This is a genomic window from Klebsiella sp. GFKo11, assembly GCF_056490265.1.
In genome coordinates, this window is record NZ_CM151369.1 from 760,251 (window position 1) to 782,284 (window position 22,034).

Genomic DNA, 22,034 nt, shown 5'->3' on the forward strand with positions numbered 1-22,034 from the left:
CTTTTAGGCGGAGACGCGATGAATACTGCCCGTATAAGTATCAAAGAAAAATTTAGTTATGGGTTAGGCGATACCGGCTGTAATTTAGTCTGGCAGACGGTAATGCTGTTTATGGCCTGGTTTTATACCGACGTATTCGGTTTAAGCCCAGCACATATGGGGACTATGTTTCTCGCGGTAAGGGTATTAGATGCAGTGACTGATGTATTAATGGGCGCTGTCGCGGACCGTACCCGTACTAAATATGGGCAGTTCCGGCCCTATATTTTGTGGTTCGCTATTCCCTTTGGCGTACTTTGCTGCTTAACGTTTTATACGCCAGATTTTGGCTATACCGGTAAGCTTATTTATGCTTATGTTTCTTATACCTTATTATCTTTAGTCTATACGGCCATTAACGTACCGTATTGCGCGATGATCAATAATATCTCTAACGATTCCAGAGAGCGCGTCTCTCTCCAGTCCTGGCGCTTTGCGCTCAGTACCCTCGGCGGCCTGATTGTCTCGCTCACAGCGCTGCCGCTGGTGGCTTTTCTTGGCCAGGGGAACGTGCAGAACGGCTATTTTTACACCATGATTGTGATGGGATGCCTGAGCATCATTCTGTTCTTTATCTGTTTTGGCCTGACCAAAGAGCGCTTTTCCACGGATATTGCGGTGAACAACCAAAGCAGCATTCTTGATGACCTGAAAACGCTGCTCGCCAATAAAGACTGGCGCATTCTGTTCGCGCTCAACGTCGTCAACCTGATTGCGGTGCTGTTCAAAGGCGGAACGACGCTGTACTACGTTAACAATATTATGGGGCGAGCGGATTTGGGCAGCCTGCTGCTGACCACCACCCTGGCGTCCGGCGTGCTGGGAGCGATGCTCTCACCGTTTATCTTTAAAAATATTGATAAGGTCAAAGGGTTTAAAATCTCGATGGCCCTGGAGGCGGTGCTGCTGATTGGGATGTACTTTGTCCCGGCGGGCAACGTGGCCGCTATCTTTGCGCTGGTGATTATCATCAACATTATTCAGCTTGCCGCCACGCCGCTACAGTGGAGCATGTTGTCCGATATTATTGATGCGGAAGAAAAACGCAGCGGTAAAAAGCTCAGCGGCATCGTTTTTTCAACTAATCTTTTTGCTATTAAGCTGGGTATCGCCATCGGCGGCGCGCTGGTGGGCTATATGCTGGCATGGGGTGACTACGTCGGCGGCGCGGCGCAGCAAACCGAGTCTGCGCTAGAGATGATCAAGCTGCTGTTCACCGTCTTCCCTGGCGTTCTGGTCGCGCTGCTGATCGTTATCATGGGCAAATACAGTCTGAATGATAAGCGCCTGTCTCGCCTGTCGCAGGATGACCTCCCGGCGTAATACGCAATCGCCCGCGAGGAGGAGATAATCGGCGTATCTCTATTCAACTGGGCGAAGTTTGCGTATAAACTCGCGGGTTTTAGTATTCCGGAGGCACAGAGGCGATGAGCCAGGTAGAGTTAAACGGTGAGTTATTCACATTAGAGCGGTTCCCACCAAATGCTGAAGAGGAAGCGCTTCAGGCATGGGAAGCAGCGGATGAATATCTGCTGCAACAGGTGAATGACGTCGACGGCCTGACGCTCATTTTCAATGATAGCTTCGGCGCGCTGGGCTGTGCGCTGGCGGAACGCAACCCGGTGAGCATTAACGACTCCTACGTTGCTGAGCTGGCGACCCGCTATAACCTGCGGATGAACGGCATCGATGAAGAGAGCGTGCGCTTTCAGGATTCCCTGAGCGAGCTGCCCGCAGCACCGGCGCTGGTATTAATTAAGGTGCCGAAACAGCTGGCGCTGTTAGAGCAGCAGCTGCGTGCGCTGCGTGATGTGGTGACGCCGGAAACCCGCATCATCGCCGCCGCGAAAGCGCGCGATGTGCATAACTCCACCCTGGCGCTGTTCGAAAAGATCCTCGGAACCACCACCACTTCGCTGGCATGGAAAAAGGCGCGGTTGATTTTTTGTACCTTTACCGCCCCCGAAGTCACCGACGCGCCGCAGACCTATAGCTGGCAGCTGGACGGTACTCCGTGGACGATTCACAACCATGCCAACGTGTTTGCCCGCAGCGGCCTGGATGTCGGCGCGCGTTTCTTCCTCGACTATCTGCCGGAAGGCATCGAAGGTGAAATTGCCGACCTCGGTTGCGGCAACGGTGTGATTGGTCTCCAGGCGCTGGCCTTAAACCCTAATGCCCGGGTGATGTTTACTGATGAATCGTACATGGCGGTAGCCTCCAGTCAGCTGAACGTCGAAACCAACATGCCGGACGATATTGAGCGCTGCGAGTTTGTGGTCAATAACGCCCTGACTGATATTGAACCGGACCGCTTTGATGCCATTCTCTGTAACCCGCCGTTCCATCAGTTGCATGCGATCACCGACCATATTGCGTGGCAGATGTTCAACGACGCCCGCCGCAGCCTGAAGTACGGCGGCGAACTGTACGTGGTCGGCAACCGCCACCTCGATTATTTCCGCAAGCTGAAGCGCGCGTTCGGCAACTGCACCACTATCGCCACGAATAATAAATTTGTGATTTTAAAAGCAGTGAAATTGCGTAAGCAGCGTTAAAGGATAATAATCCACTGAGTTGACGGGCAGGCCGGGAATGGCCTGCCCATTTGTATTAACTGAGTGGAGATTATTAACGTGAATCATCAGGATGATGAATATACTAAGCCCAATATTATTCCGCGGAAAATTCGCCTTGCCAGAAATCCTGCTATTTTTATCTGCCTGATACAATGCGCTGTATATATATTCATTACGGGGGCTGGTTGGTTCGGTTTTGGTGAAGATAACGCCTTGTGGGTTAATCTTTTTTTTATTATTTTATGGGGAGCGTTGGCATTCGGGATTTATAAATACAGCCACGCCTGCGCGGTTACCGCACTGCTGTTATACGTTATCGAAAAACTTTCTGTTGAACTGATTCCACCAGGGCAGAGTTTTAGTTTTATCTGGCTTATTGCCACTTTTTTGTGGTTGCTGTGCCTTTCTAGCGGAATTATCGCCTGCTGGAAACAGCATAAATATAAGAAGAAAAATAGAGATGATAGTGAGCGTGTTTATAAGCAAACAATAATACTTGTCGTGATTGTGTTAGCACTGTTCCATTCTGCTTACTTTGGTATGAAAGAGGCGCAGAAGCACACCAGAAATATTCTCTGGCAGGCGTTCTATCAATCGGTGATGGAAGATAAGAGTAAGATCCCGCTGCCGATGAAAATTAATAATAACATCACTATTACCGATATCTATTTTGAACAGCGTACCCTGATTGTTGAGCATCAGGTGAGCCATGAAAAGTTAGCTGATTTATCGATAGCCAATTTCTACGCGCATGCCAGAAAACTCTACTCCCGCTACTGTGCCAATGATGTTGCAACCTCGCTTGATTTAACGATGATAGTCCGCTTTGCGCAAGGATACGAGACGCGTGACCTGACGTTTACGCCGAAAGACTGTCAATTTAAAAAGGGATAAGAATCGATGAGTGAAGCCATCGTTGCCAAAAATATCAATATCGCCGTTCGTATCGGTCTGGGACTATGCCTACTGAGCTGTGCGACCATAATTGTGGTTATGGTTATTTTTCCATCCGGTTTAAGTGGTGCGATTCGCGCCATCACTTTTTTCCTGCTCTGGCTAGGGCTGGGTATTGGCATTTATAAAAAAAGCCGGATTTGCGCCGTTATGGCGATAGTTTGCTATATGTTCGATCAGCTGTTTATAGTTTCTGGCCAGGGCTATACGCGTTTTAACGTATTATGGGTTGTTGTTATCTCTGGCTTCACTTTCGCACTAGTGGCATGTGGGCAATACCATCAAATGGTAAAAGAAGGGACCGTCGTCAGTAAAAAATTACGCAGGCCCGCATTGATAACATCAGTTCTGATGCTGGTTATTTTCTTTGGCGCGGGTTTGCCGCTGGCGAATAAAATCCACAATCACAAGGCCCAGAAACAATGGGCACAATACGTACAGATAACCACTGAGGAAATTAAAACGCTTAAACTTCCTCAGCAGGTGGAGACAAACGTTTTGTTAACTCAGGTGGGTTTTGAGGATAAAACGCTGGTCTTTACCTACGATGCACAAGATTTAAAAAATATCGGCTCGCAGGGGTGGGACAAAAAAACGCGTGAGGATTTTGCCCGTTTTTGTCGCCGCGCCGTTCCCCAGTCTCTGAGATTACGGGTGCTGTACCGCCTCTCGCAGGGGGATGACAAACGCGAGTTTGAATACGGCGCTCGCGATTGTCAGAGTATGAATTTTTAAATCGACAGCGCCAGCCGGGTGCCCTGGGCGATTGCCCGCCGGGCATCCAGCTCCATCGCCACATCGCAGCCGCCAATCAGATGCAGCGTTTTTCCCGCAGCCTGTAGCGGGTCAACTAACTCACGGCGAGGATCCTGACCGGCGCAGATGATGACCTGATCGACGTTGAGGACCTGCAATTCGCCGCCGATCGTCACATGTAAGCCTTGATCATCAATTCGTTGATAGCTGACGCCGGGGATCATTTTAACGCCGCGGGCCAGCAGGGTAGTGCGGTGGATCCAGCCGGTGGTTTTCCCTAAGCCGTCGCCGGGTTTGCTGGTTTTACGCTGGAGCATCACTATCTGGCGTGGGCTTTTCGCCAATTGAATCCCCTCCGCGCGCAGCCCTCCAGCGGTCTGCAGGCTGGTATCAATCCCCCATTCGAGGCAAAACTCGCCGATATTCTGGCTGGTCGCAGTACCGGACTGGCTGAGATACATGGCGGTATCAAAACCGATCCCGCCGCAGCCGATAATTGCTACTTTCTCGCCAACCGGCGCTTTGTCACGCAGGACGTCGAGATAACTCAGCACCTTGGGATGATCGATGCCCGCGATATCCGGCATCCGCGGGGCGATCCCGGTGGCGAGGATAATTTCATCAAACGCCAGCAGATCGTCTGCCGTGACCTGGGTCTCCAGACGCAGAACGACGCCGGTCAGATCCAGCATTCGCTGGTAATAGCGTAGGGTTTCGTAGAACTCCTCTTTGCCGGGGATCTGTTTGGCGATATTAAACTGGCCGCCAATCTCTTTGTGTCCGTCAAATAGCGTCACCTGATGACCGCGCGAGGCGGCGTTTACGGCAAACGCCAGCCCGGCAGGGCCTGCGCCAACCACCGCCAGTCGCTTCGATGTGGCCGCCGGGACAATTGGCATCTGGGTTTCATGGCAGGCGCGCGGGTTCACCAGACATGAGGTGACTTTTCCGGCGAAGATCTGATCCAGGCAGGCCTGATTACAGCCGATGCAGGTATTGATCTCATCCGCGCGCCCGCTCTGCGCTTTGGAGAGAAATTCGCTATCGGCGAGGAAAGGGCGAGCCATCGACACCATGTCGGCATCTTCACGGGCAAGGATTGCCTCCGCTACTTCAGGGTCATTAATTCGGTTGGTGGTGACCAGCGGGATCGACACCGCGCCCTTCAGCTTGCGGGTGACCCAGCTAAACGCGCCGCGCGGCACCGGGGTGGCAATGGTCGGAATACGCGCTTCGTGCCAGCCGATACCGGTATTGATAATGGTTGCCCCGGCGGCCTCAATGGCTTTTGCCAGCTCGGTGACTTCTGCCAGGGTACTGCCGCCGCTCACCAGGTCGAGCATCGACAGGCGGTAGATGATAATAAAATCGCTGCCCGCGCGTTCGCGAACGGCTTTGACGACCTCTACAGCAAAACGCATACGTTGGGCATAATCGCCGCCCCATTGGTCGTCGCGCAGGTTGGTGCGCGCGGCGAGAAACTCGTTAATCAGATAACCCTCCGAGCCCATCACCTCGACACCATCGTACCCGGCTTCCCGCGCCAGCTGGGCGCAGCGGGCGAAATCATCGATCAGCTGTAAGATCTCATCGTGACTCAGTTCATGCGGCGTGAAGGGGTTGATCGGCGCCTGAAGCGCGGAAGGGGCAACCAGTTTAGGTTGGTAGCTATAGCGCCCGGTATGCAGAATTTGCAGGGCGATTTTACCGCCCTCCTGATGTACCGCGTCGGTAATATGGCGATGGTGGGCCAGATGGCTGGCGTCGTTAAGCACCGCGCCGCCCGCCATGGTAACGCCGGAAGGCGCGGGGGCAATGCCGCCAGTGACAATCAGCGCTACCCCGTGGCGAGCGCGCTCGGCGTAAAAGGCCGCCAGCCGCTGTGCGCCGTCCGGGAGCTCTTCCAGGCCGGTATGCATCGAGCCCATCAACACGCGGTTTTTGAGCGTTGTGAACCCCAGCTCAAGCGGGGCGAAAAGCGACGGGTAGCGGCTCATAATGGCTTCCAATGTAAAATTATTGTTATGTGGTCGGATGAGTTACTAATTTAGCCGTCGCGGGCAAAAAGGGAAAAGGGGAGTGCGACGATTGTGATGGGATTCAAAGAACGGCGCAGGAAGACTCCCCTCACCCCGACCCTCTCCCGATGGGAGAGGGAGAAAGGCGGAACTGTGCCTCTTCTGAGGGGAGAGGGAGAAGGGCGGGATTGTGCCTCTTCTGAGGGGAGAGGGAGAAGGACGGGATTGTGCCTCTTCTGAGGTGAGAAGGAGAAAGGCGGAATTGTGCGACGAATAAAAAAGCGGTGCCGAACGGTCCCCTCTCCCCTGCGGGGAGAGGGTTAGGGTGAGGGGGCAACAGGCGCACGCCGCACCAGCCCCGGCGCCTGCCACATCGACGTCGTCAACCCGCTATCCACCAGACCGAGCTGCTCGGCGTACACCGACTGCCATTTGGCCATCATCTCCTGATACAGCTCGCGATGCGCCGGGTTTGGCGTGAATACCCGATGCCAGCTCACCAGCTTTTCTCCCGCCGCAGCCATATCGCTGTACAACCCGGCACCGGCCCCGGCGGCAATCGCGCAGCCCAGTGCGGTCGCTTCACGAACCTCGGGCACCCGCACCGGCAGCCCGGTCACGTCGCTAAGTATCTGGCTCCACAGCGCCCCTTTTGAACCGCCGCCAGCGAACACCAGGCTGTCAAACTTCACGCCGGAAAACTGCGAAATCTGCGCCAGATTGCAGGCGGAAACAATCGCCGCGTTCTCTTCCAGCGCCCGGAATAGCGTCGCTTTATTACATTTTTCCGGGTCGATGGAGAGGTTAATAAACGACGGCGCGGCGTGGTACCACTGCTTAAAATGCATCGCATCGGAGAAAATGGGCATCACCCCGTGGGAGCCCGCTGGAACGCGGCTGGCCATCTCTTCCAGCAACGAATAAGCATCCACCCCGAGCCGTTCGGCAACCAGCTTCTCTTCCGCACAGAAGGCATCGCGGAACCAGCGCATGGTCAGTCCGGTAAAGAAGCTGATGGATTCCGCCTGCGCCATACCGGGTATGACGTGCGGGTTAACACGGATATTCATCTCCGGGTCGGTGCGTACTTCCGGCAGATTGACCACCTGCTGCCAGAAGGTTCCGCCGAGCACCGCAGTTTGCCCGGCGCGCACCACCCCCAGCCCGAGACAGCCGAGCTGGACGTCGCCGCCGCCCATCACCACTGGCGTACCTGCACGCAAACCGCTTTGTTGGGCCGCCGCATCGGTCACCGCGCCGAGCATGGTACCGGTCTCTTTCACCGGCGAGAGAATATCGGCCCGCAACCCGGCCATATCCAGCAGTGCCGGACGCCAGTCACGGCTGAACAGATCGAGCATACCGGTGGTCCCGGCATTTGAAGGATCGACCGCCAGCTCACCGGAGAGCTTCGCCGCCAGCCAGTCGCTGATCATGGTGATGGTTGCCGCTTTGCGGTAGATATCCGGGCGATGATGGGCTAACCATAGCAGGCGCGGCATGGCGCTGAGCGCCAGAGTCTGCCCGGAAACGCCGTATACCTCGGATTCGAAACGATAGTCGTGGATCTCTTTGAGCTCCGCCACCTCGCGGCTGGCGCGAGCGTCAACGTTGGCGCAGGCCCAGATGGCCTCGCCGTTACGGTCATAAAGCACGATGCCTTCGCGCATTGAACAGCAGGCCACGGACTGAATATCCGCCGGGGAGAGATGAGCGGCGGCCAGCGCATGGCGGATGCACTGGCAGGCCAGCTGCCAGTTGAGGGTAAGATCGAACTCCATCGAGCCGGGAACGTTGTCGATGCTCAGGTGTTTCCATTCGGCCTGGCCGACCGCAATCTGGCGACCGTTGAGATCGAAAATCACCGCCCGAATGCTGCCGGTTCCGGCATCTAACGCTAACAGGTAACTCATGACTTGCGCCTCGCTAGTGTTGCGCGGCGCAGGGCCGTTATGAGGCCAGCGTGAGCACCGCGCGTGCTGTTGTCTCTTCCGTTACCAGGCCATTAATCCGCTTGCCGATCAGGGCCGCGTAAATCGCCTGCGCTTTTTCTGCGCCCCCGGCAACGCCGACGATAGTCGGCAGTTGCGCCAGTTCATTGAGGGTCACGCCGAGCAGTTCCCGATGGATCTCCAGCCCTTCGACCGGCTTGCCGTCGGCCTGCAGGAAATAACCTAAAATGTCGCCCACCGCGCCTTTACGGGCGTACATCAGCTGTTCGCCTTCGCTGATATAGCCGGAACGCAGGATGGTCGCGTCGCGGCGCTGATCGATCGCGCCAATGCCGACCACTGCCACATCTGCCGCCGTGGCCGCGAGGATCACGTCGCGGACGCTGGATTCCCGGCGCAGGATCTCCGCCACATCGGCTGATGACACCCTGAGCGGAGCGGGGATCATGCTGATGCTACAGGCCGCATCCAGCTGGCCGATGCCGGTCATATAGGGGCCGACGCCGCCGGAAAGCGTCACCAGCCGTACCTGCTGCGAGCCGATAAACCCGCTCAGATGCTGTAGGCAGCTCATGGTCGCTTCGCCAAAGCCCACTGCCAGCAGCTGTCCAGGCTCGAGCACGCCCATTAACGATTGCGCCGCGCCAATCCCCAGCCGGGTGTTCATCGGCGGGGTATTCAGCGCGGGCAGTACGCGGGCGATTTTCAGGCCGAAGCGCTGCTGGAGTTCGGTCTCCAGCGCCAGACAGCCTTCATAGCGCGAGTTAATTTGTACGCGGATCACCCCGGACTGGCGGCCTTTCTCCAGCAGGCGGGAGATCTTTAACCGCGGCAGTCCTAAACGCTCGCCGATGTCGTTCTGCGTTAAGCCATCGTGGTAGTAACACCAGGCCACCCGCGCCACCAGTTCTTCCTCGGCTAACGCCAGCCCGGCGTAGCGGCTCTCTTCCGTAATGCGTTTTTCGCTCATAAAGTGAACTCTTATAAAAATTTAGATCATATGTTCGTTATTGCGTGGTCGGAAAATGTGAGCCGACTGGCAAAACCGATCTTTCGTTGTTCTCTGGTTTTATCCAAACGATCTAAAGCATAAAACTGTGATCTTTGCACGGTTGTAAATATAGTTCACCGTCTACGCTTTTGAACATTATTAAATTAAAAAATCTTTTGTTCAAATCGGGGCGTGATAATGAAGCCACTGCTCGAAGCTCGCCAAATCTGCAAACAGTTCTCCGGCATTACTGTACTCAAGCGCATTGATTTCACGGTGTTTTCCGGCCAGGTTCACGCGCTGATGGGCGGTAACGGAGCGGGGAAATCGACGCTGATGAAGATTATCGCCGGGGTGGAAACGCCCGACAGCGGTGAGTTAATCCTCGGCGGACGCACTTTTGCGCGCCTCAACCCTGCGCAGGCCCATCAGCAGGGCGTGTATCTGGTGCCGCAGGAACCGATGCTCTTTCCCAACCTGACGGTGCGGGAAAACATTCTCTTTCGTCTGCCGAAGCGGGCTGATAACGAGGCTCGCTTGCAGGAGAAGCTCCAGCAGCTCAACTGCCAGCTTCAGCTTGATGCGGCGGCCAGCACTCTGGAAGTTGCCGATCAACAGATGGTGGAGATCCTGCGTGGGTTAATGCGCGATGCGCAGATCCTGATCCTCGATGAACCGACTGCCTCATTAACGCCGGGGGAAACCGAGCGGCTGTTTCGCCAGATCCGCGCTTTGCAGGATCTCGGCGTTGGGATCGTGTTTATCTCGCACAAACTCCCCGAGATCCGCCAGGTCGCCAGCCACGTATCGGTTATGCGCGATGGTGCGGTGGTGCTGAGTGGGGAAACCGCGCAATACGGCGACAACCAGCTGATCGGCGCGATGACGCCCGTTGGGCGCGACCATACGCTGAGCGACACGCAAAAGCTGTGGCTGGCGCTGCCGGGCAATCGCCGCACTCAGGCGCAGGATTTTCCGGTGCTGCGGGTCGAGGATCTGACCGGGGAAGGTTTTATCGATCTCAACCTTGAGATCCACGCCGGGGAGATCGTCGGCCTCGCCGGATTAGTCGGATCCGGACGCACCGAATTTGCCGAAACGCTGTATGGCCTGCGTCCGGTACGCGCCGGTCGGGTGTGGCTGGAAAACCGTGATATCAGCCGTGACAGCACCCGCAACCGGCTGGCCAGCGGGCTGGTTTATCTGCCGGAAGACCGTCAGGTCTCCGGGCTGTTTCTTGATGCGCCGGTGCGCTGGAACACGGTGATGTTTAACCAACCGTCGCTGTGGCAGCAGAACAAGCGCGAAGCAGCGGTGGTTGAGCGCTATCACCGGGCGCTGGGGATCAAAATGACCGATGGCGATCGTCCGGTGCGCACGCTCTCCGGCGGCAACCAGCAGAAGGTGCTGCTGGCGCGCTGCCTGGAGGCCAACCCATTGCTGCTGATCGTCGATGAGCCAACGCGCGGGGTGGACGTTTCCGCCCGCGCCGACATCTATCAATTGCTGAAAAGCGTGGCCGCCCAGAACGTGGCGGTGCTGATGATCTCCAGCGATCTTGATGAGTTTGTTGGTCTGGCGGATCGGGTGCTGGTGATGCATCAGGGCAGGCAGAGCGGCGAGCTTTCGCAGCAGGCGGTCACCGTCGACCGGATGATGACCCTGGCCTTCGGAGGACAGCCATGAAAACGTTACTCAAGAATCGCGAACTGAGCGCTTTTCTCGCCATCGTGGTGCTGTTTGCCGGGCTGGTGGCGCTCAACCCGGCCTATTTCAGCTTGCAAACCCTGGCAATGATCTTCGCCAGCTCGCTAATCCACTACACCGGCATTAGCCCGCTGGTGATTACGCTTGGCACTCTGTACCTCTACGGCGGCGGCGCGCTGCTGCTCTCCGGCATGGCGGGAGCGACCGGCTACGAAGGCATCGGCGGATTCCCGGATAGCTTTACCGCCTTCGCCAACCTGACGCTGTTCGGCCTGCCGATCCCGCTGGTGCTGTTTGCGGTGATTACTTTTTTCTTCTGGCTGCTGGCCCATCGCGGGCGCTTTGGCCGCCATCTCTTTCTGCTCGGACAAAATCCGCGCGCCGCGCGCTATGCGGCGCTGTCCGTAAACGGCATGCCGTACGTGCTGTATGGCCTGGTCGGCGTGGCCTCGGCGATTGCCGCGCTGGTGATGGTTTCCTACTTCGGCTCGGCGCGCTCGGATTTAGGCCGCGACCTGCTGATGCCCGCGCTAACCGCTGCGGTGCTCGGGGGAGCCAATATCTACGGCGGTTCCGGCTCTATTATCGGCACCGCGCTGGCGGCGCTGCTGGTGGGTTATTTACAACAAGGTTTGCAAATGGTCGGCATCCCCAACCAGGTGTCGAGCGCGCTGTCAGGGGCGCTGTTGGTTGTGGTGGTGATGGGGCGCTCGCTGAGCCTGCACCGTGAATGGGTGCGGATGACCTGGCGGCGTCTTTTCTCGCGTAAAACAATCGGAGCATAACAATGAAATTAAAACTGATGGTGCTGGCAGTGGCGTTAAGCGTGGCAACCGCTCAGGCGGCAGACCGCATCGCCTTTATTCCTAAGCTGGTTGGCGTCGGCTTCTTTACCAGCGGCGGCAACGGTGCGAAAGAGGCGGGCAAAGCGCTTGGCGTGGACGTTACCTACGACGGCCCGACCGAACCGAGCGTTTCTGGCCAGGTGCAGCTGATCAACAACTTCGTCAACCAGGGCTATAACGCGATCATCGTCTCCGCCGTATCGCCGGACGGCCTGTGCCCGGCGCTGAAGCGGGCGATGCAACGCGGAGTCAAGGTTCTGACCTGGGACTCCGACACTAAACCGGAGTGCCGCAGCATCTACATCAACCAGGGCACGCCGCAGCAGCTCGGCGGCCTGCTGGTGGAGATGGCGGAAAAACAGGTGACGAAACCCACCGCCAAAGTGGCGTTTTTCTACTCCAGCCCAACGGTCACCGACCAGAACCAGTGGGTAAAAGAGGCGAAAGCCAAAATCGAAAAAGAGCATCCGCAGTGGGAAGTGGTGACCACCCAGTTTGGCTATAACGATGCCACGAAATCACTGCAAACCGCCGAGGGGATCTTAAAAGCGTATCCGGATCTCGACGCCATTATCGCCCCGGATGCCAACGCGCTCCCGGCGGCGGCCCAGGCGGCGGAGAACCTTAAGCGCCAGGGCGTGGCGATCGTCGGTTTTAGTACTCCGAATGTGATGCGCCCCTATGTGGAACGCGGCACGGTCAAAGCTTTTGGCCTGTGGGACGTGGTGCAGCAGGGCAAGATCGCGGTTAACGTCGCCGATCGTCTGCTGAAAAAGGGCGATCTTAACGTTGGCGACAGCGTTGATGTGAAAGATCTCGGCACTCTGAAAGTCGAGCCAAACAGCGTGCAGGGCTACCAGTATGAAGCGAAAGGCAACGGCATCGTGCTGCTGCCGGAGCGGGTGGTGTTCACCAAAGAGAATATCAATAACTACGATTTCTGATGGAGGATGAGATGGCTGATTTAGACGATATCAAAGAGGGAAAAAACTTCGGCTTAGACCGTCCGCAGCAGAACACGCTCTATACGCTGAAGGGCTGCGGTTCGCTGGAGTGGGGGATGCAGTCGCGGCTGGCGCGCATTTTTAATCCGCACAGCAACCGCACGGTGATGCTGGCGTTCGATCACGGTTATTTTCAGGGGCCGACCACCGGGCTGGAGCGTATCGACCTCTCTATCGCGCCGCTGTTTGAAGAAACCGACGTGCTGATGTGTACCCGCGGCGTGCTGCGCAGTCAGGTGCCTGCGGCGACGAATAAGCCGGTGGTGCTGCGCGCCTCAGGCGGTAACTCGATTTTGAGCGAACTCTCTAACGAATGCGTGGCGGTGGCGATGGAAGACGCGCTGCGCCTCAACGTCTGCGCGGTGGCGGCGCAGGTCTATATCGGCAGCGAGCACGAGCATCAGTCGATCAATAACATCATCAAGTTGGTGGATGCCGGGAACCGCTACGGGATGCCGGTGCTGGCGGTAACGGGCGTGGGTAAAGAGATGACCCGCGACGCCCGATACTTCTCGCTGGCCAGCCGTATTGCCGCCGAGATGGGCGCGCAGTTTGTGAAAACCTATTTTGTTGAGGAAGGCTTTGAAAAAGTAACCGCCAGCTGCCCGGTGCCCATTGTGATCGCCGGGGGCAAAAAGCTGCCGGAGCTGGAAGCGCTGGAGATGTGCTGGCGGGCGATAGATCAGGGCGCATCCGGCGTGGATATGGGGCGCAATATCTTCCAGTCCAGCGCGCCGCGCGCGATGCTCAAAGCAGTGAAAAAAGTGGTGCACGAGAATCTGAGCGCCCGCGAGGCGTATCAGTTCTGGCAGGAGGAAAAACAGGGAGAGCTGAAATGAACGTGACGCTGGTGGAAATTAATATCAAACCGGAACGGGTCGACGAGTTCCTTGAGGTGTTTCGCGCTAACCACGAGGGAGCGTTGCTGGAGCCGGGCAATCTGCGCTTTGACGTATTGCAGGACCCGGAGGTGAAGACGCGCTTTTTTATCTATGAAGCCTATAAAGACGACGAAGCGGTGCTGGCGCACAAGAAAACTCCACACTATCTGGCCTGCGTGGCGAAGCTGGAGGAGATGATGTCGCAGCCGCGGCAGAAACGCAGCTTTATCGGCCTGCTGCCGGCGGTGTGATGGCTGGGAAATGTCCCCTCACCCCGACCCTTATGTCTTGACCTTCTCCGTTCCGGCGGAGAAGATCCCCGACTGATCATCGGGAGGTTACCGGTGAGCATCACCCAGCCCTGGAGCCCCTGAGCCCGCGGGAGAGATTATGCCCCGGTAACCTGTTTCCCTGTCGCCTCAAGACCGAACGGTATCCTGTGCCCTGAGCACCCACATATAAGGATGGTCCGGCGATAATATTCATAAGGTTACGGAGTACCATGATGAATCTTGTCCCTGTCGGCGTTGATATCGCCAAACTCAAATTCGACGTTGCTGTCCAGCTGCCAAACCAGAAGTACAAAACCAAAAAATTCGCCAATACCCCAGCCGGATGCCGCGAATTTCTGAACTGGCTGGCGCGTTTTGGTCACTGTCACGTCTGCATGGAGGCAACAGGTTGCTACAGCACTGAACTGGCCACCCTGCTGGCCGATAATGGCTGCTGCGTCAGCCTTGAAAACCCGGCACGTATCCATGCGTTCGCAAACACTGAACTGACCCGCAATAAAACGGACAAAAGCGACGCGGCGCTGATAGCGCGCTACTGCGCTCTGTATCAGCCGGCCCCCTGGCATCCTGCGCCGCTGAGCGAACGACAACTGACGGCTCTGGTACGCCACCTGCGTAACCTGGAAGAGATGCGTCAGATGGAGGTGAACCGCCTTGAGGCGGCAGATGAAGTCATCGTTCCTTCCCTGAATGAACACGTTACGATGCTGGATGAGCTGATTGAAGAAACCCTCAATAAAATCAACCGGCATATCGATGATAACCCGGACCTGAAGCGGGACCGGGAGCTACTGAAAAGTATCCCCGGAATAGGAGACATGCTGAGTGTGAGCCTGCTGGCGTTCGCAGGAAATCTGCGACGGTTCAGCAACAGCAAGGCACTGGTGGCGTATGCTGGTTTGAATCCTCGTCGTTGTGAGTCAGGGATGTGGAAAGGGAAAAGCAGGCTGTCGAAAGTGGGCCATGCAGAGCTGCGTAGCGCACTGTATATGCCAGCGGTAGTGGCAGGAAGATGCAATAAGGTGGTGAAAAACCTGATGGAAAGGCTTGCAGCCCGGGGTAAGACAGGGAAAGAGCGAGTGTGTGCAGGAATGAGGAAATTACTGCAGCTGGCTTATGGTGTGGTGAAATCCGGGCATGAATTTAACGCTGAAATACCACTTGCCGGATAACCGGCAAGACGGTATCTCTCCCCACAGGGGAGAGGGAGAAAAACGGAGTCGTCGGTTGAATAGGGTGCGGGGAGAGAGGGTAAAGCAGAGCAGTGGATAAAAAGCGGCGCCGAACGGTTCCCTCTCCCCTGAGGGGAGAGGGTTAGGGTGAGGGGAAAACGCTACGGCTGGCGGAAAAACTCGTTATACAACATATACAAATGCGCAGCGCTCCAGGAGAAGTTCGGTGCTCCCTGCTGCGCGCCGGTCAGCGGATTGTAGTTCTCCTGAATCGGGCCGTCGGAGGTTAACCCTTCGGCGTGCCTGAAGAAGGCGTCCGCCAGCTTCAGCGCCTCTTCGCGATGGCCGTAGCGTTCCATCCCTTTCAGGCCAAACCAGAACTGATCCACCCACACGCGACCGCGCCAGTAAATATCCGCGCCAAACGCCGGATTGGTTAATGCGGCGGTGCCCAGCGGTACGAAGGTGTTGAACTCTTTATTATCCAGCATCACCGAAATCACCTCGTCGGCATGCGCCTGAGTCGCCGCGCCGTTAAACAGCGGCGACCAGCCCTCCGGGCCTTTGCCACGCTCGACGATCGGCTTACCGGCGCAGCCGTTCGCCAGCGGCTGCTCCTCAATACGAATGTCGTAATAGAATTTTGTCTGCGGGTCGAACATACAGGTGTTGATGTAGTCGGCGAGCTTTTTCGCCAGCGCCTGATAGCGTTTCGCCTCTTCCGGCTTGCCGAGGAGGGTCGCCATCTCAGCCAGGTAGTGGTTATCGCTGTACATATAGCTGGCCTGATCGACCGACTCCTGCAACAGCGAATAGCCGAGCAGATTGCCGCTCTGATCCCGGTTTTCGGCGAATTTCACCGTCCAGTCGCTGCGTTTCCCGCCGTTGGCGATGTATTTATCCAACTGCTCTTTGTCGATAAAGCCGAACACCGCCGCGTCATCGCGCCCGGACTCCCAGGAGGCGGCCACCTGCGCCGGGATCTCCAGGCTGTCGTAATCGCCCTTCGCCGTCACTTGCTCGTAGGTTTTGAGGCCAGAGAGCATCTCTTCTTTATCGCCCTTTTTCACGGTAAACAGCATCTCGCCGCTGGCAGTATTATGCGCTTTATCGCGGGTCGCACCGTACTCCGGCACGCCGTTGCCGTTGTGGTCGCGGTTGCGCAGCCACCAGTCATGATAGGCCACCAGCTTTGGATACATCTCCTCCAGCCAGGCTTTATCTTTGGTGACGTTATAGACCTCCATCACCGACCAGGCGGCCAGGCTCGGCTTGGTATTGCGTTCGTTCCAGTTGCTGCCGTCGCCGCCGCGCTCCGGGCTCAGGTTCCAGGCGATCAGATCCGGAACGAACCCGGCATCCTGTGGGCGCACCTTGTCATTGGCGGCGATCTGCCAGGAGAAGACGGCGCGAATATTCTCTTTGGCGATCTCCGGGTTGAAGTGGGCCATAGCGTAGGCCTGTTTCCAGGTATCCCACGGCCAGGTCTGGTTACCGGAGAACCAGCGTCCGGTCACCGACGGCGTGACGGTATTGTGCTGCACCGCACCGCCGGGGGCGCGCCAGTTGCCGTTCAGGGTTTCGATGGCTTTCACCGCCACCCGGGTTTGTTCTGCGGTGGCGTCAGGGTTGGTCAGCCCCTTTTGCAGATAGCCGTTCCAGCGCTGTTCGGAGGCGCTCAGGTAGTGGGCCGGGCGCGCCAGAATATCGCGGATTTGCGCCTTCTCAAGACGCACCTGTTCGGCGGTCAGCAGGTGCGAGTAGGTGGTGTAGATTGTCGTGGAGCCATTTATCTGCGTGCTGCTGGTGAAACGATGCCCGTCGATTTTGGTTACCGTCGGCAGGGAGCGATGTACCTGATACTGCGATTCGCCGGAGGTCATTAAATCGGAGGCGGAACGGACTTTGCCAAAGCTCACCGTCAGACCATCGTGAGTGGCGCTCAGGCTGCGCTGATAATCCGGGAAGGCTTCATCAATGGTTTTACCCGCCAGCGGTTTACCCTCTTTCGCGGCCAGTTTCTCCAGCAGTTCGCCGTCCCAGACTAGCTTAAGCGGCGTGTTGCTGGTTATTTTAGTTTCCAGCAAAGAGGTGTGCGCGCTGGCGAAGCGCAGCGTCATTTCAACCTGCACGCCGGGGGCTGAGAGCTTTTGTACCAGCGCGCCGGGCAGGCTCCAGGCCTGCATCGTGAAGGCGACCTTTTTATCGTTCTGGTACACCGTCAGGCGATCGAAATTGGTCGCCATAAAGTTGATGTACTCCTCGGTCAGTAGCGCAGGTCCTGGAAAGCCGCCCATAGTGGCAGGGCCGTCCGGCAGCAGGTGTCCATGCCATGCGCCAAGATCGAAAAACGGGTTGAAGCGCTGGTGGTCATCGTAATCAAAATCCTGCATCGACTGTGGCGCGCCGGTACGGTTGATGACGTTTTTAAACTCATCAGCGGTCAGCGCATGGGCGGAAAAACTGAGCAGCAGCGCGCAGGCCAGCGGCGTGAGAGTGGTGATTATTTTCATGGTATGTCTGTCCCTTGTTACCAATAGAAATATTGCATCAGGAAAACCTGGTCGCTCGGATCGCCAGAGGCGTTTTTCATGTAGAACCGGCTGTCTGCGGCGGTAGCAAAACGCCCGCCGCCGTATTCATACCAGATACCGAACTGCATAAATGAGGTGGTTTCCTCAGCGGCATTGTCCGGGCGATGTTTGGCGTAGCTGTAGGCGGTGGAGAGATAAACGCCCTTGAGCGCCTCATACATGGCGCTGGCCATAAAGCCGGTTTCGGTCCCGGGGACGTTCCGCCCTTTGGCACGACCGGTGTGGTGCCAGGCGCGAGCGGCGAGATTGGGGGAGAGAATACCGGTTAAAAATAGTTGTCCGGTGCCGTCGGTCACTTCCAGACCATTCATCCAGGTGACATCTTTGGCGATATCGTACTGAATGTAGCCGTTGACCATCGCCGGATAGGTATATTTATCGTCGTAACGGTCGTATTTGCCGAAATGCAGCCAGGCTTTGCCTTCATCGTGGTGCCCGGCGGGCGTGGCGGTCACGCTATAGCGAAAGTCGCCCGCCAGGTTTTGTACCTTGAGCGCGTACATAATGTCGCGCGTGTTGGGGATCACGTAGCCGAGGTCGGGGGTGAAGTCGCCCCACCATTGCAGGTCATCGAGCGATGAGTCCTGGCGCAGGCTGAGCATGATCTCGGTACTGTTATCGGTTTTATATCCACCATAGAAGCGGTTAATACCGCCTTCAAATCCGCCCCAGCTATGGTCCGGTACCCAGGCGTTCCCCTGGTTATCGGCCTGCACCGTCCAGCCTTCGCCATAAATTAAGCCGAACCAGTTGCCGTGCTTTATTTCCAGGCCGCCTTCAATATAGGTGCCATCGCTATATTTGTGTTTATCCTCGCCTTCTAAATCCATATATCCGCCGACGCCCAGCTCGCCGTAAAACCGATATGACGTGGTGCTGATGTCTGGCGTCTTCATATCATCATGTTCTGCCGGATGAGCAACGTCAGCAGCCATTGTCGGGGCGCAAAAAACCAGGGCGGCAAGCGCCCCGTAAAAGTGGTTATTATTTTTCATAGAGTTATTAAGAAGTAGTGTAGTTAATACCCTAAATAATTCGAGTTGTAGGAAGGCAGCAAGAGAGCGAATCCCCAAGAGCGTACATAAGTACGTGACTGGGGTGAGCGAGCGCAGCTAACGCACCTACAACTTGAAGTATGACGGGTATATTATTTTAAGAAGCATCAGAGGCCGGTGCCGCTTCAATTCTTTTTTCTTCCTGAGTTAATCCCTTCACGTATTTGCTGTATTTCCACCATGCAAATCCGAGGAAGATAACGATCCCGCCGACGTTATAGAAAATAATCGTCAGAATATTGCCGCCGGTTGGGAACGTTGAAGCAACGAAGCCGATGGCGAAAATAACAATCAACATGGAAACCACCACGATGCCGGTGGTGCGCGAGCCCATCTTGAAATCGCGCGGCAAATGGTCGAGCTTGCGGCGCAGGTTAAGGTAGGCCAGCATAATAAACAGCGGCGGCAGCATCGAGGCGGCAGCGGTCATGTTGATGATGGTGTTCATTAAATCCTGCACCGTATTGGAGCCCATCATCGGGATAATCATCAGCGGAATAACAATCAGGAACTGAATCCACGCCGCGCGCGCCGGTACGCCATTCTGATTGAGCTCGACGGTCTTTTTGCCAAATATCCCGGCCGGGATTTCGGAGAAAAAGATTTTTACCGGCGTCGCGGTCCACATTAATAATGAACCGAACATCGCAGTGAAGGAGACCAGGCCGACAAAACGGTTAACCAGCAGTTCCGGTAGGCCAAAATATACCGCCATGCCATGGAATACCTGTACCGAGCCGCCGGTGAATTTCAGCTCTTTGCTGCTGATAAACACGTTAATCAGCACCGAGGAAATCGAGTACAGCACGCCAATCACTATTCCCGCCATAATGATGACTTTAACGAATGACTTTGATCCGCCTTTGACGTCGTTAACATACACCGCGACGGATTCCGCGCCGCCAGCCGCCATAAAAATCCAGGTGGTGATGCCAAGAAACGCCCAGTTGAAGTTGGGGATCATCGCATCCACGGTAATAGGATCCGCAGGTTGAATACCGCCCACCAGCGCGCTGCCTGAGAGCAGGATGTAGGAGAGGGTCAGGAGCAGCATCAATGATGACGTGACCGAGGTAATCGGCCCCAGCATTTTTGCGCCGTTGGTGGAAACCCAGGTGGATAAAGCGAACAGCGCCATGCTCAGCACCGTGGTGGCGACAGGAGTCAGAATGTACTCGTAGCCGAGAAAGGCGTAAGAGGCGTAAGCAATTACGCGCGGCAGCAGCGAGGTGAAAAAGAACAGGTTCACAAACCAGTAGGTGTAGGCGGTAATAAACGCCCAGCGCCCGCCCAGAGAGCTTTTGACCCATGCGTAAACGCCCGCCTCGGAGTTTTTATTCAGCGAAACGAATTCGGCAATAATCAGGCAGAAAGGGATGAAGTAGAACAGGGTGGCGAGGAAAAACATCGGTGCCGACGCCAGCCCCAGCTCAATATTGTTATTGATAACGTTGTTAAAACTGAAGACGGCGGCGAAGGTCAGCGACAGCAGACCGAACTTGCCGATGGTATTACGTTTGGTATCAGACATAACACATCTCCACACATTATCCCTCAGAGAGTGGCCGAAGGGGATTGTGTTGTTTGTAGGGTAGAGGCAGTTAAGTATTATGGTTAATTTTAGTAAAAATTTTAGTAAATAAAAGCGGTAAAACTGAATTGCTTTAACTCGATCACGAAAATGGTTGGCGGGACGTCATCTCAACAGGTAAAAAAAATCCCGCCTGCTGATAGGGTGCAGGCGGGAAGTCGGGTGCCTATTTCGCCGGATTTACTGCGCCTTTCAGCGCCGTCTGTTGGCTTTTCTGCTGTTTTTTCTCAAAGCGGGTTATCCACCACCACGCGAGACCGGAGAAGACTGCGGTCATAAAGACGTTAATGAAGAAGGCGTTTACCAGGTCGACGCCCGGCGGGAAGGCGGAGGCGGTCATGCTGACCAGGAAAATCACCATCAGCATCGACACCACGCCCATCCCGACCTTTCTTGACCCCATGCGGAAGTCGCGCGGCGTGTCGTCGTGTTTCCAGCGGAAAACAAAGTAGGCAGCCATAATGAACAGCGGCGGCAGCATGGCGGTCCCCGCGGTCAGGTTGATGGCGGTATTCATCATCTGCTGGACGCTGGCGGAGCCGAAGCCGTTGACGATAAGCATCAGCAGGACGAAGACAAACTGCCACCAGGCGGCGCGTACCGGCACGCCGTGAGCGTTCAGCTCGGTGGTTTTTTTGCCATAGATGCCCGCAGGAATTTCAGAGAAGTGAATTTTTACCGGTGCGGCGGTCCACATCATCATGCTGCCGAAGATGGCGATAAACAGAATGATGCCGACGAAGCGGCCCATCAGCGCTTCAGAAATATGGAAGTAAGCGCCAAGGCCGGTGAAGATTTCCACCATCCCCGCCGCGTAGGTCAGATCTTCGCGCGCCACAAAGACGTTTACCAGCAGTGAACCCAGCGCATACATACCGCCAATCAGCACTCCGGCGGTGATGATCACTTTAATAAACGATTTCTGCCCGCCTTTGGTGTCGTTCAGGTAGGCGGCAACGGTTTCAGCACCGCCCGCGGCCTGGAAAATCCAGCACATGATGCCCAGCGTTGCCCAGTTAATGGTAGGGGCCATGGCGTGCAGCGTAATCGGCTGCGCTGGCACGTGACCCGAACCCAGTGCGGTGAAGGCGCCGACGACGTAAATCGCAAACAGCGCGAAGACGCCATATGCCACGCATTCGGAAATTTTCCCCAGCCACGTCGCGCCTTTGGTGGAGATATGGGTCGCCATGGCGAACAGGACGATGGAGATCAGTGAAGTGACCATCGGCGAGAAGGGAATGGCGTAACCCATAATCGCGTACGACGCGTAGGCCACCACGTTCGGCAGCAGCGACAGGAAAAAGAACAGGTTCACAAACCAGTACAGGAACGAACCCAGATAGGCCGCGCGGGTGCCTAAAGGCTGTTTCAGCCAGGCGTACATGCCTGACTCGGAATTTTTATTCGCTGAGACGAACTCGGCGATGATAAACACAAACGGGATAAAGTAAACCACCGTAGCGAACAAGAAGATAGGAGCGGAACTCAGTCCTAACTCTATGTTGTTATTAACGATATTACGCACGTTAAACACGGCGGTAAACGCCATCGACAGCAAGGCGAATTTACCTATTTTGGCACGTATTGATTCGGACATAAG

General features: G+C 56.0%; 17 protein-coding genes. 10 read left to right on the forward strand and 7 right to left on the reverse strand.

Going from position 1 to position 22,034, the window contains the following annotated elements:
* Positions 1-18 precede the first annotated feature (18 nt).
* The 4 genes from AC07P6_RS03690 to AC07P6_RS03705 all read left to right on the forward strand — a co-directional run bounded on the left by AC07P6_RS03690 (position 19) and on the right by AC07P6_RS03705 (position 4,307).
* Positions 19-1,362 (forward strand): glycoside-pentoside-hexuronide (GPH):cation symporter, encoded by a 1,344-nt coding sequence (locus AC07P6_RS03690; protein ID WP_181484779.1) that lies wholly within the window; start codon positions 19-21, stop codon positions 1,360-1,362.
* A 104-nt stretch (positions 1,363-1,466) separates the two neighbouring features.
* The gene (gene rlmG, locus AC07P6_RS03695) at positions 1,467-2,597 is read left to right on the forward strand and encodes a 23S rRNA (guanine(1835)-N(2))-methyltransferase RlmG (protein ID WP_181484780.1); all 1,131 of its coding nucleotides are present in this window, start codon (positions 1,467-1,469) and stop codon (positions 2,595-2,597) included.
* Between the two features lie 78 nt (positions 2,598-2,675).
* A complete protein-coding gene (locus tag AC07P6_RS03700) occupies positions 2,676-3,512 on the forward strand; it encodes a hypothetical protein (RefSeq protein ID WP_478315665.1) in 837 nt (278 codons plus the stop codon).
* A gap of 6 nt (positions 3,513-3,518) precedes the next feature.
* Positions 3,519-4,307, forward strand: coding sequence for a hypothetical protein (locus AC07P6_RS03705; RefSeq protein ID WP_478315666.1), 789 nt, complete (start codon positions 3,519-3,521; stop codon positions 4,305-4,307).
* Here the strand turns inward: AC07P6_RS03705 and AC07P6_RS03710 are convergent.
* From AC07P6_RS03710 to lsrR, 3 genes are all read right to left on the reverse strand, one after another.
* Positions 4,304-6,325, reverse strand: a complete 2,022-nt coding sequence (locus tag AC07P6_RS03710; protein ID WP_478315667.1) for an oxidoreductase — start codon at positions 6,323-6,325, stop codon at positions 4,304-4,306. The two genes, AC07P6_RS03705 and AC07P6_RS03710, sit on opposite strands and share 4 nt — an antisense overlap.
* A 341-nt stretch (positions 6,326-6,666) precedes the next feature.
* Positions 6,667-8,259 carry an autoinducer-2 kinase gene (lsrK, locus tag AC07P6_RS03715; protein WP_478315668.1) on the reverse strand — a complete coding sequence of 531 codons (1,593 nt, stop codon included), beginning with the start codon at positions 8,257-8,259 and terminating at the stop codon, positions 6,667-6,669.
* A 37-nt stretch (positions 8,260-8,296) separates the two neighbouring features.
* Entirely contained in the window at positions 8,297-9,268 is a 972-nt protein-coding gene (gene lsrR / locus AC07P6_RS03720) for a transcriptional regulator LsrR (RefSeq protein ID WP_478315669.1), read from the reverse strand.
* A gap of 219 nt (positions 9,269-9,487) precedes the next feature.
* On the opposite strand from lsrR, the gene lsrA reads away from it, so the two are divergent.
* From lsrA to AC07P6_RS03750, 6 genes are all read left to right on the forward strand, one after another.
* The gene (gene lsrA, locus AC07P6_RS03725; RefSeq protein ID WP_434661394.1) at positions 9,488-10,975 is read left to right on the forward strand and encodes an autoinducer 2 ABC transporter ATP-binding protein LsrA; all 1,488 of its coding nucleotides are present in this window, start codon (positions 9,488-9,490) and stop codon (positions 10,973-10,975) included.
* The gene (locus tag AC07P6_RS03730) at positions 10,972-11,781 is read left to right on the forward strand and encodes an ABC transporter permease subunit (protein WP_478315670.1); all 810 of its coding nucleotides are present in this window, start codon (positions 10,972-10,974) and stop codon (positions 11,779-11,781) included. The genes lsrA and AC07P6_RS03730 overlap by 4 nt, the downstream gene beginning before the upstream one ends.
* Positions 11,782-11,783: 2 nt before the next feature.
* Positions 11,784-12,785, forward strand: coding sequence for an autoinducer 2 ABC transporter substrate-binding protein LsrB (gene lsrB, locus AC07P6_RS03735; RefSeq protein WP_112213646.1), 1,002 nt, complete (start codon positions 11,784-11,786; stop codon positions 12,783-12,785).
* Between the two features lie 11 nt (positions 12,786-12,796).
* Positions 12,797-13,684, forward strand: coding sequence for a 3-hydroxy-5-phosphonooxypentane-2,4-dione thiolase (gene lsrF, locus AC07P6_RS03740; protein ID WP_478315671.1), 888 nt, complete (start codon positions 12,797-12,799; stop codon positions 13,682-13,684).
* The gene (gene lsrG / locus AC07P6_RS03745; protein WP_182235009.1) at positions 13,681-13,977 is read left to right on the forward strand and encodes a (4S)-4-hydroxy-5-phosphonooxypentane-2,3-dione isomerase; all 297 of its coding nucleotides are present in this window, start codon (positions 13,681-13,683) and stop codon (positions 13,975-13,977) included. Before lsrF ends, lsrG begins: the two co-directional genes overlap by 4 nt.
* Before the next feature lie 251 nt (positions 13,978-14,228).
* Positions 14,229-15,191 (forward strand): IS110 family RNA-guided transposase, encoded by a 963-nt coding sequence (locus AC07P6_RS03750; RefSeq protein ID WP_304255689.1) that lies wholly within the window; start codon positions 14,229-14,231, stop codon positions 15,189-15,191.
* A 161-nt stretch (positions 15,192-15,352) separates the two neighbouring features.
* Here the strand turns inward: AC07P6_RS03750 and ygjK are convergent, their stop codons facing one another.
* The 4 genes from ygjK to AC07P6_RS03770 all read right to left on the reverse strand — a co-directional run bounded on the left by ygjK (position 15,353) and on the right by AC07P6_RS03770 (position 22,031).
* Entirely contained in the window at positions 15,353-17,704 is a 2,352-nt protein-coding gene (gene ygjK, locus AC07P6_RS03755) for an alpha-glucosidase (RefSeq protein WP_478315672.1), read from the reverse strand.
* A gap of 17 nt (positions 17,705-17,721) precedes the next feature.
* Positions 17,722-18,780: a protein YgjJ gene (gene ygjJ / locus AC07P6_RS03760; protein WP_478315673.1), complete on the reverse strand. Its 1,059-nt coding sequence runs from the start codon at positions 18,778-18,780 to the stop codon at positions 17,722-17,724.
* Positions 18,781-18,937: 157 nt separating this feature from the next.
* Positions 18,938-20,371, reverse strand: a complete 1,434-nt coding sequence (locus AC07P6_RS03765) for an amino acid permease (protein WP_112213651.1) — start codon at positions 20,369-20,371, stop codon at positions 18,938-18,940.
* A 226-nt stretch (positions 20,372-20,597) separates the two neighbouring features.
* Positions 20,598-22,031: an amino acid permease gene (locus AC07P6_RS03770; RefSeq protein ID WP_182235006.1), complete on the reverse strand. Its 1,434-nt coding sequence runs from the start codon at positions 22,029-22,031 to the stop codon at positions 20,598-20,600.
* Positions 22,032-22,034 lie beyond the last annotated feature (3 nt).

Coding starts and splice junctions, on each gene's coding strand:
- AC07P6_RS03690 (WP_181484779.1), top strand. CDS start 19: ATGAATACTGCCCGTATAAGTATCAAAGAAAAATTTAGTTATGGGTTA.
- rlmG (WP_181484780.1), top strand. CDS start 1,467: ATGAGCCAGGTAGAGTTAAACGGTGAGTTATTCACATTAGAGCGGTTC.
- AC07P6_RS03705 (WP_478315666.1), top strand. CDS start 3,519: ATGAGTGAAGCCATCGTTGCCAAAAATATCAATATCGCCGTTCGTATC.
- AC07P6_RS03710 (WP_478315667.1), bottom strand. CDS start 6,325: ATGAGCCGCTACCCGTCGCTTTTCGCCCCGCTTGAGCTGGGGTTCACA.
- lsrK (WP_478315668.1), bottom strand. CDS start 8,259: ATGAGTTACCTGTTAGCGTTAGATGCCGGAACCGGCAGCATTCGGGCG.
- lsrR (WP_478315669.1), bottom strand. CDS start 9,268: ATGAGCGAAAAACGCATTACGGAAGAGAGCCGCTACGCCGGGCTGGCG.
- lsrA (WP_434661394.1), top strand. CDS start 9,488: ATGAAGCCACTGCTCGAAGCTCGCCAAATCTGCAAACAGTTCTCCGGC.
- AC07P6_RS03730 (WP_478315670.1), top strand. CDS start 10,972: ATGAAAACGTTACTCAAGAATCGCGAACTGAGCGCTTTTCTCGCCATC.
- lsrB (WP_112213646.1), top strand. CDS start 11,784: ATGAAATTAAAACTGATGGTGCTGGCAGTGGCGTTAAGCGTGGCAACC.
- lsrF (WP_478315671.1), top strand. CDS start 12,797: ATGGCTGATTTAGACGATATCAAAGAGGGAAAAAACTTCGGCTTAGAC.
- lsrG (WP_182235009.1), top strand. CDS start 13,681: ATGAACGTGACGCTGGTGGAAATTAATATCAAACCGGAACGGGTCGAC.
- AC07P6_RS03750 (WP_304255689.1), top strand. CDS start 14,229: ATGATGAATCTTGTCCCTGTCGGCGTTGATATCGCCAAACTCAAATTC.
- ygjK (WP_478315672.1), bottom strand. CDS start 17,704: ATGAAAATAATCACCACTCTCACGCCGCTGGCCTGCGCGCTGCTGCTC.
- ygjJ (WP_478315673.1), bottom strand. CDS start 18,780: ATGAAAAATAATAACCACTTTTACGGGGCGCTTGCCGCCCTGGTTTTT.
- AC07P6_RS03765 (WP_112213651.1), bottom strand. CDS start 20,371: ATGTCTGATACCAAACGTAATACCATCGGCAAGTTCGGTCTGCTGTCG.
- AC07P6_RS03770 (WP_182235006.1), bottom strand. CDS start 22,031: ATGTCCGAATCAATACGTGCCAAAATAGGTAAATTCGCCTTGCTGTCG.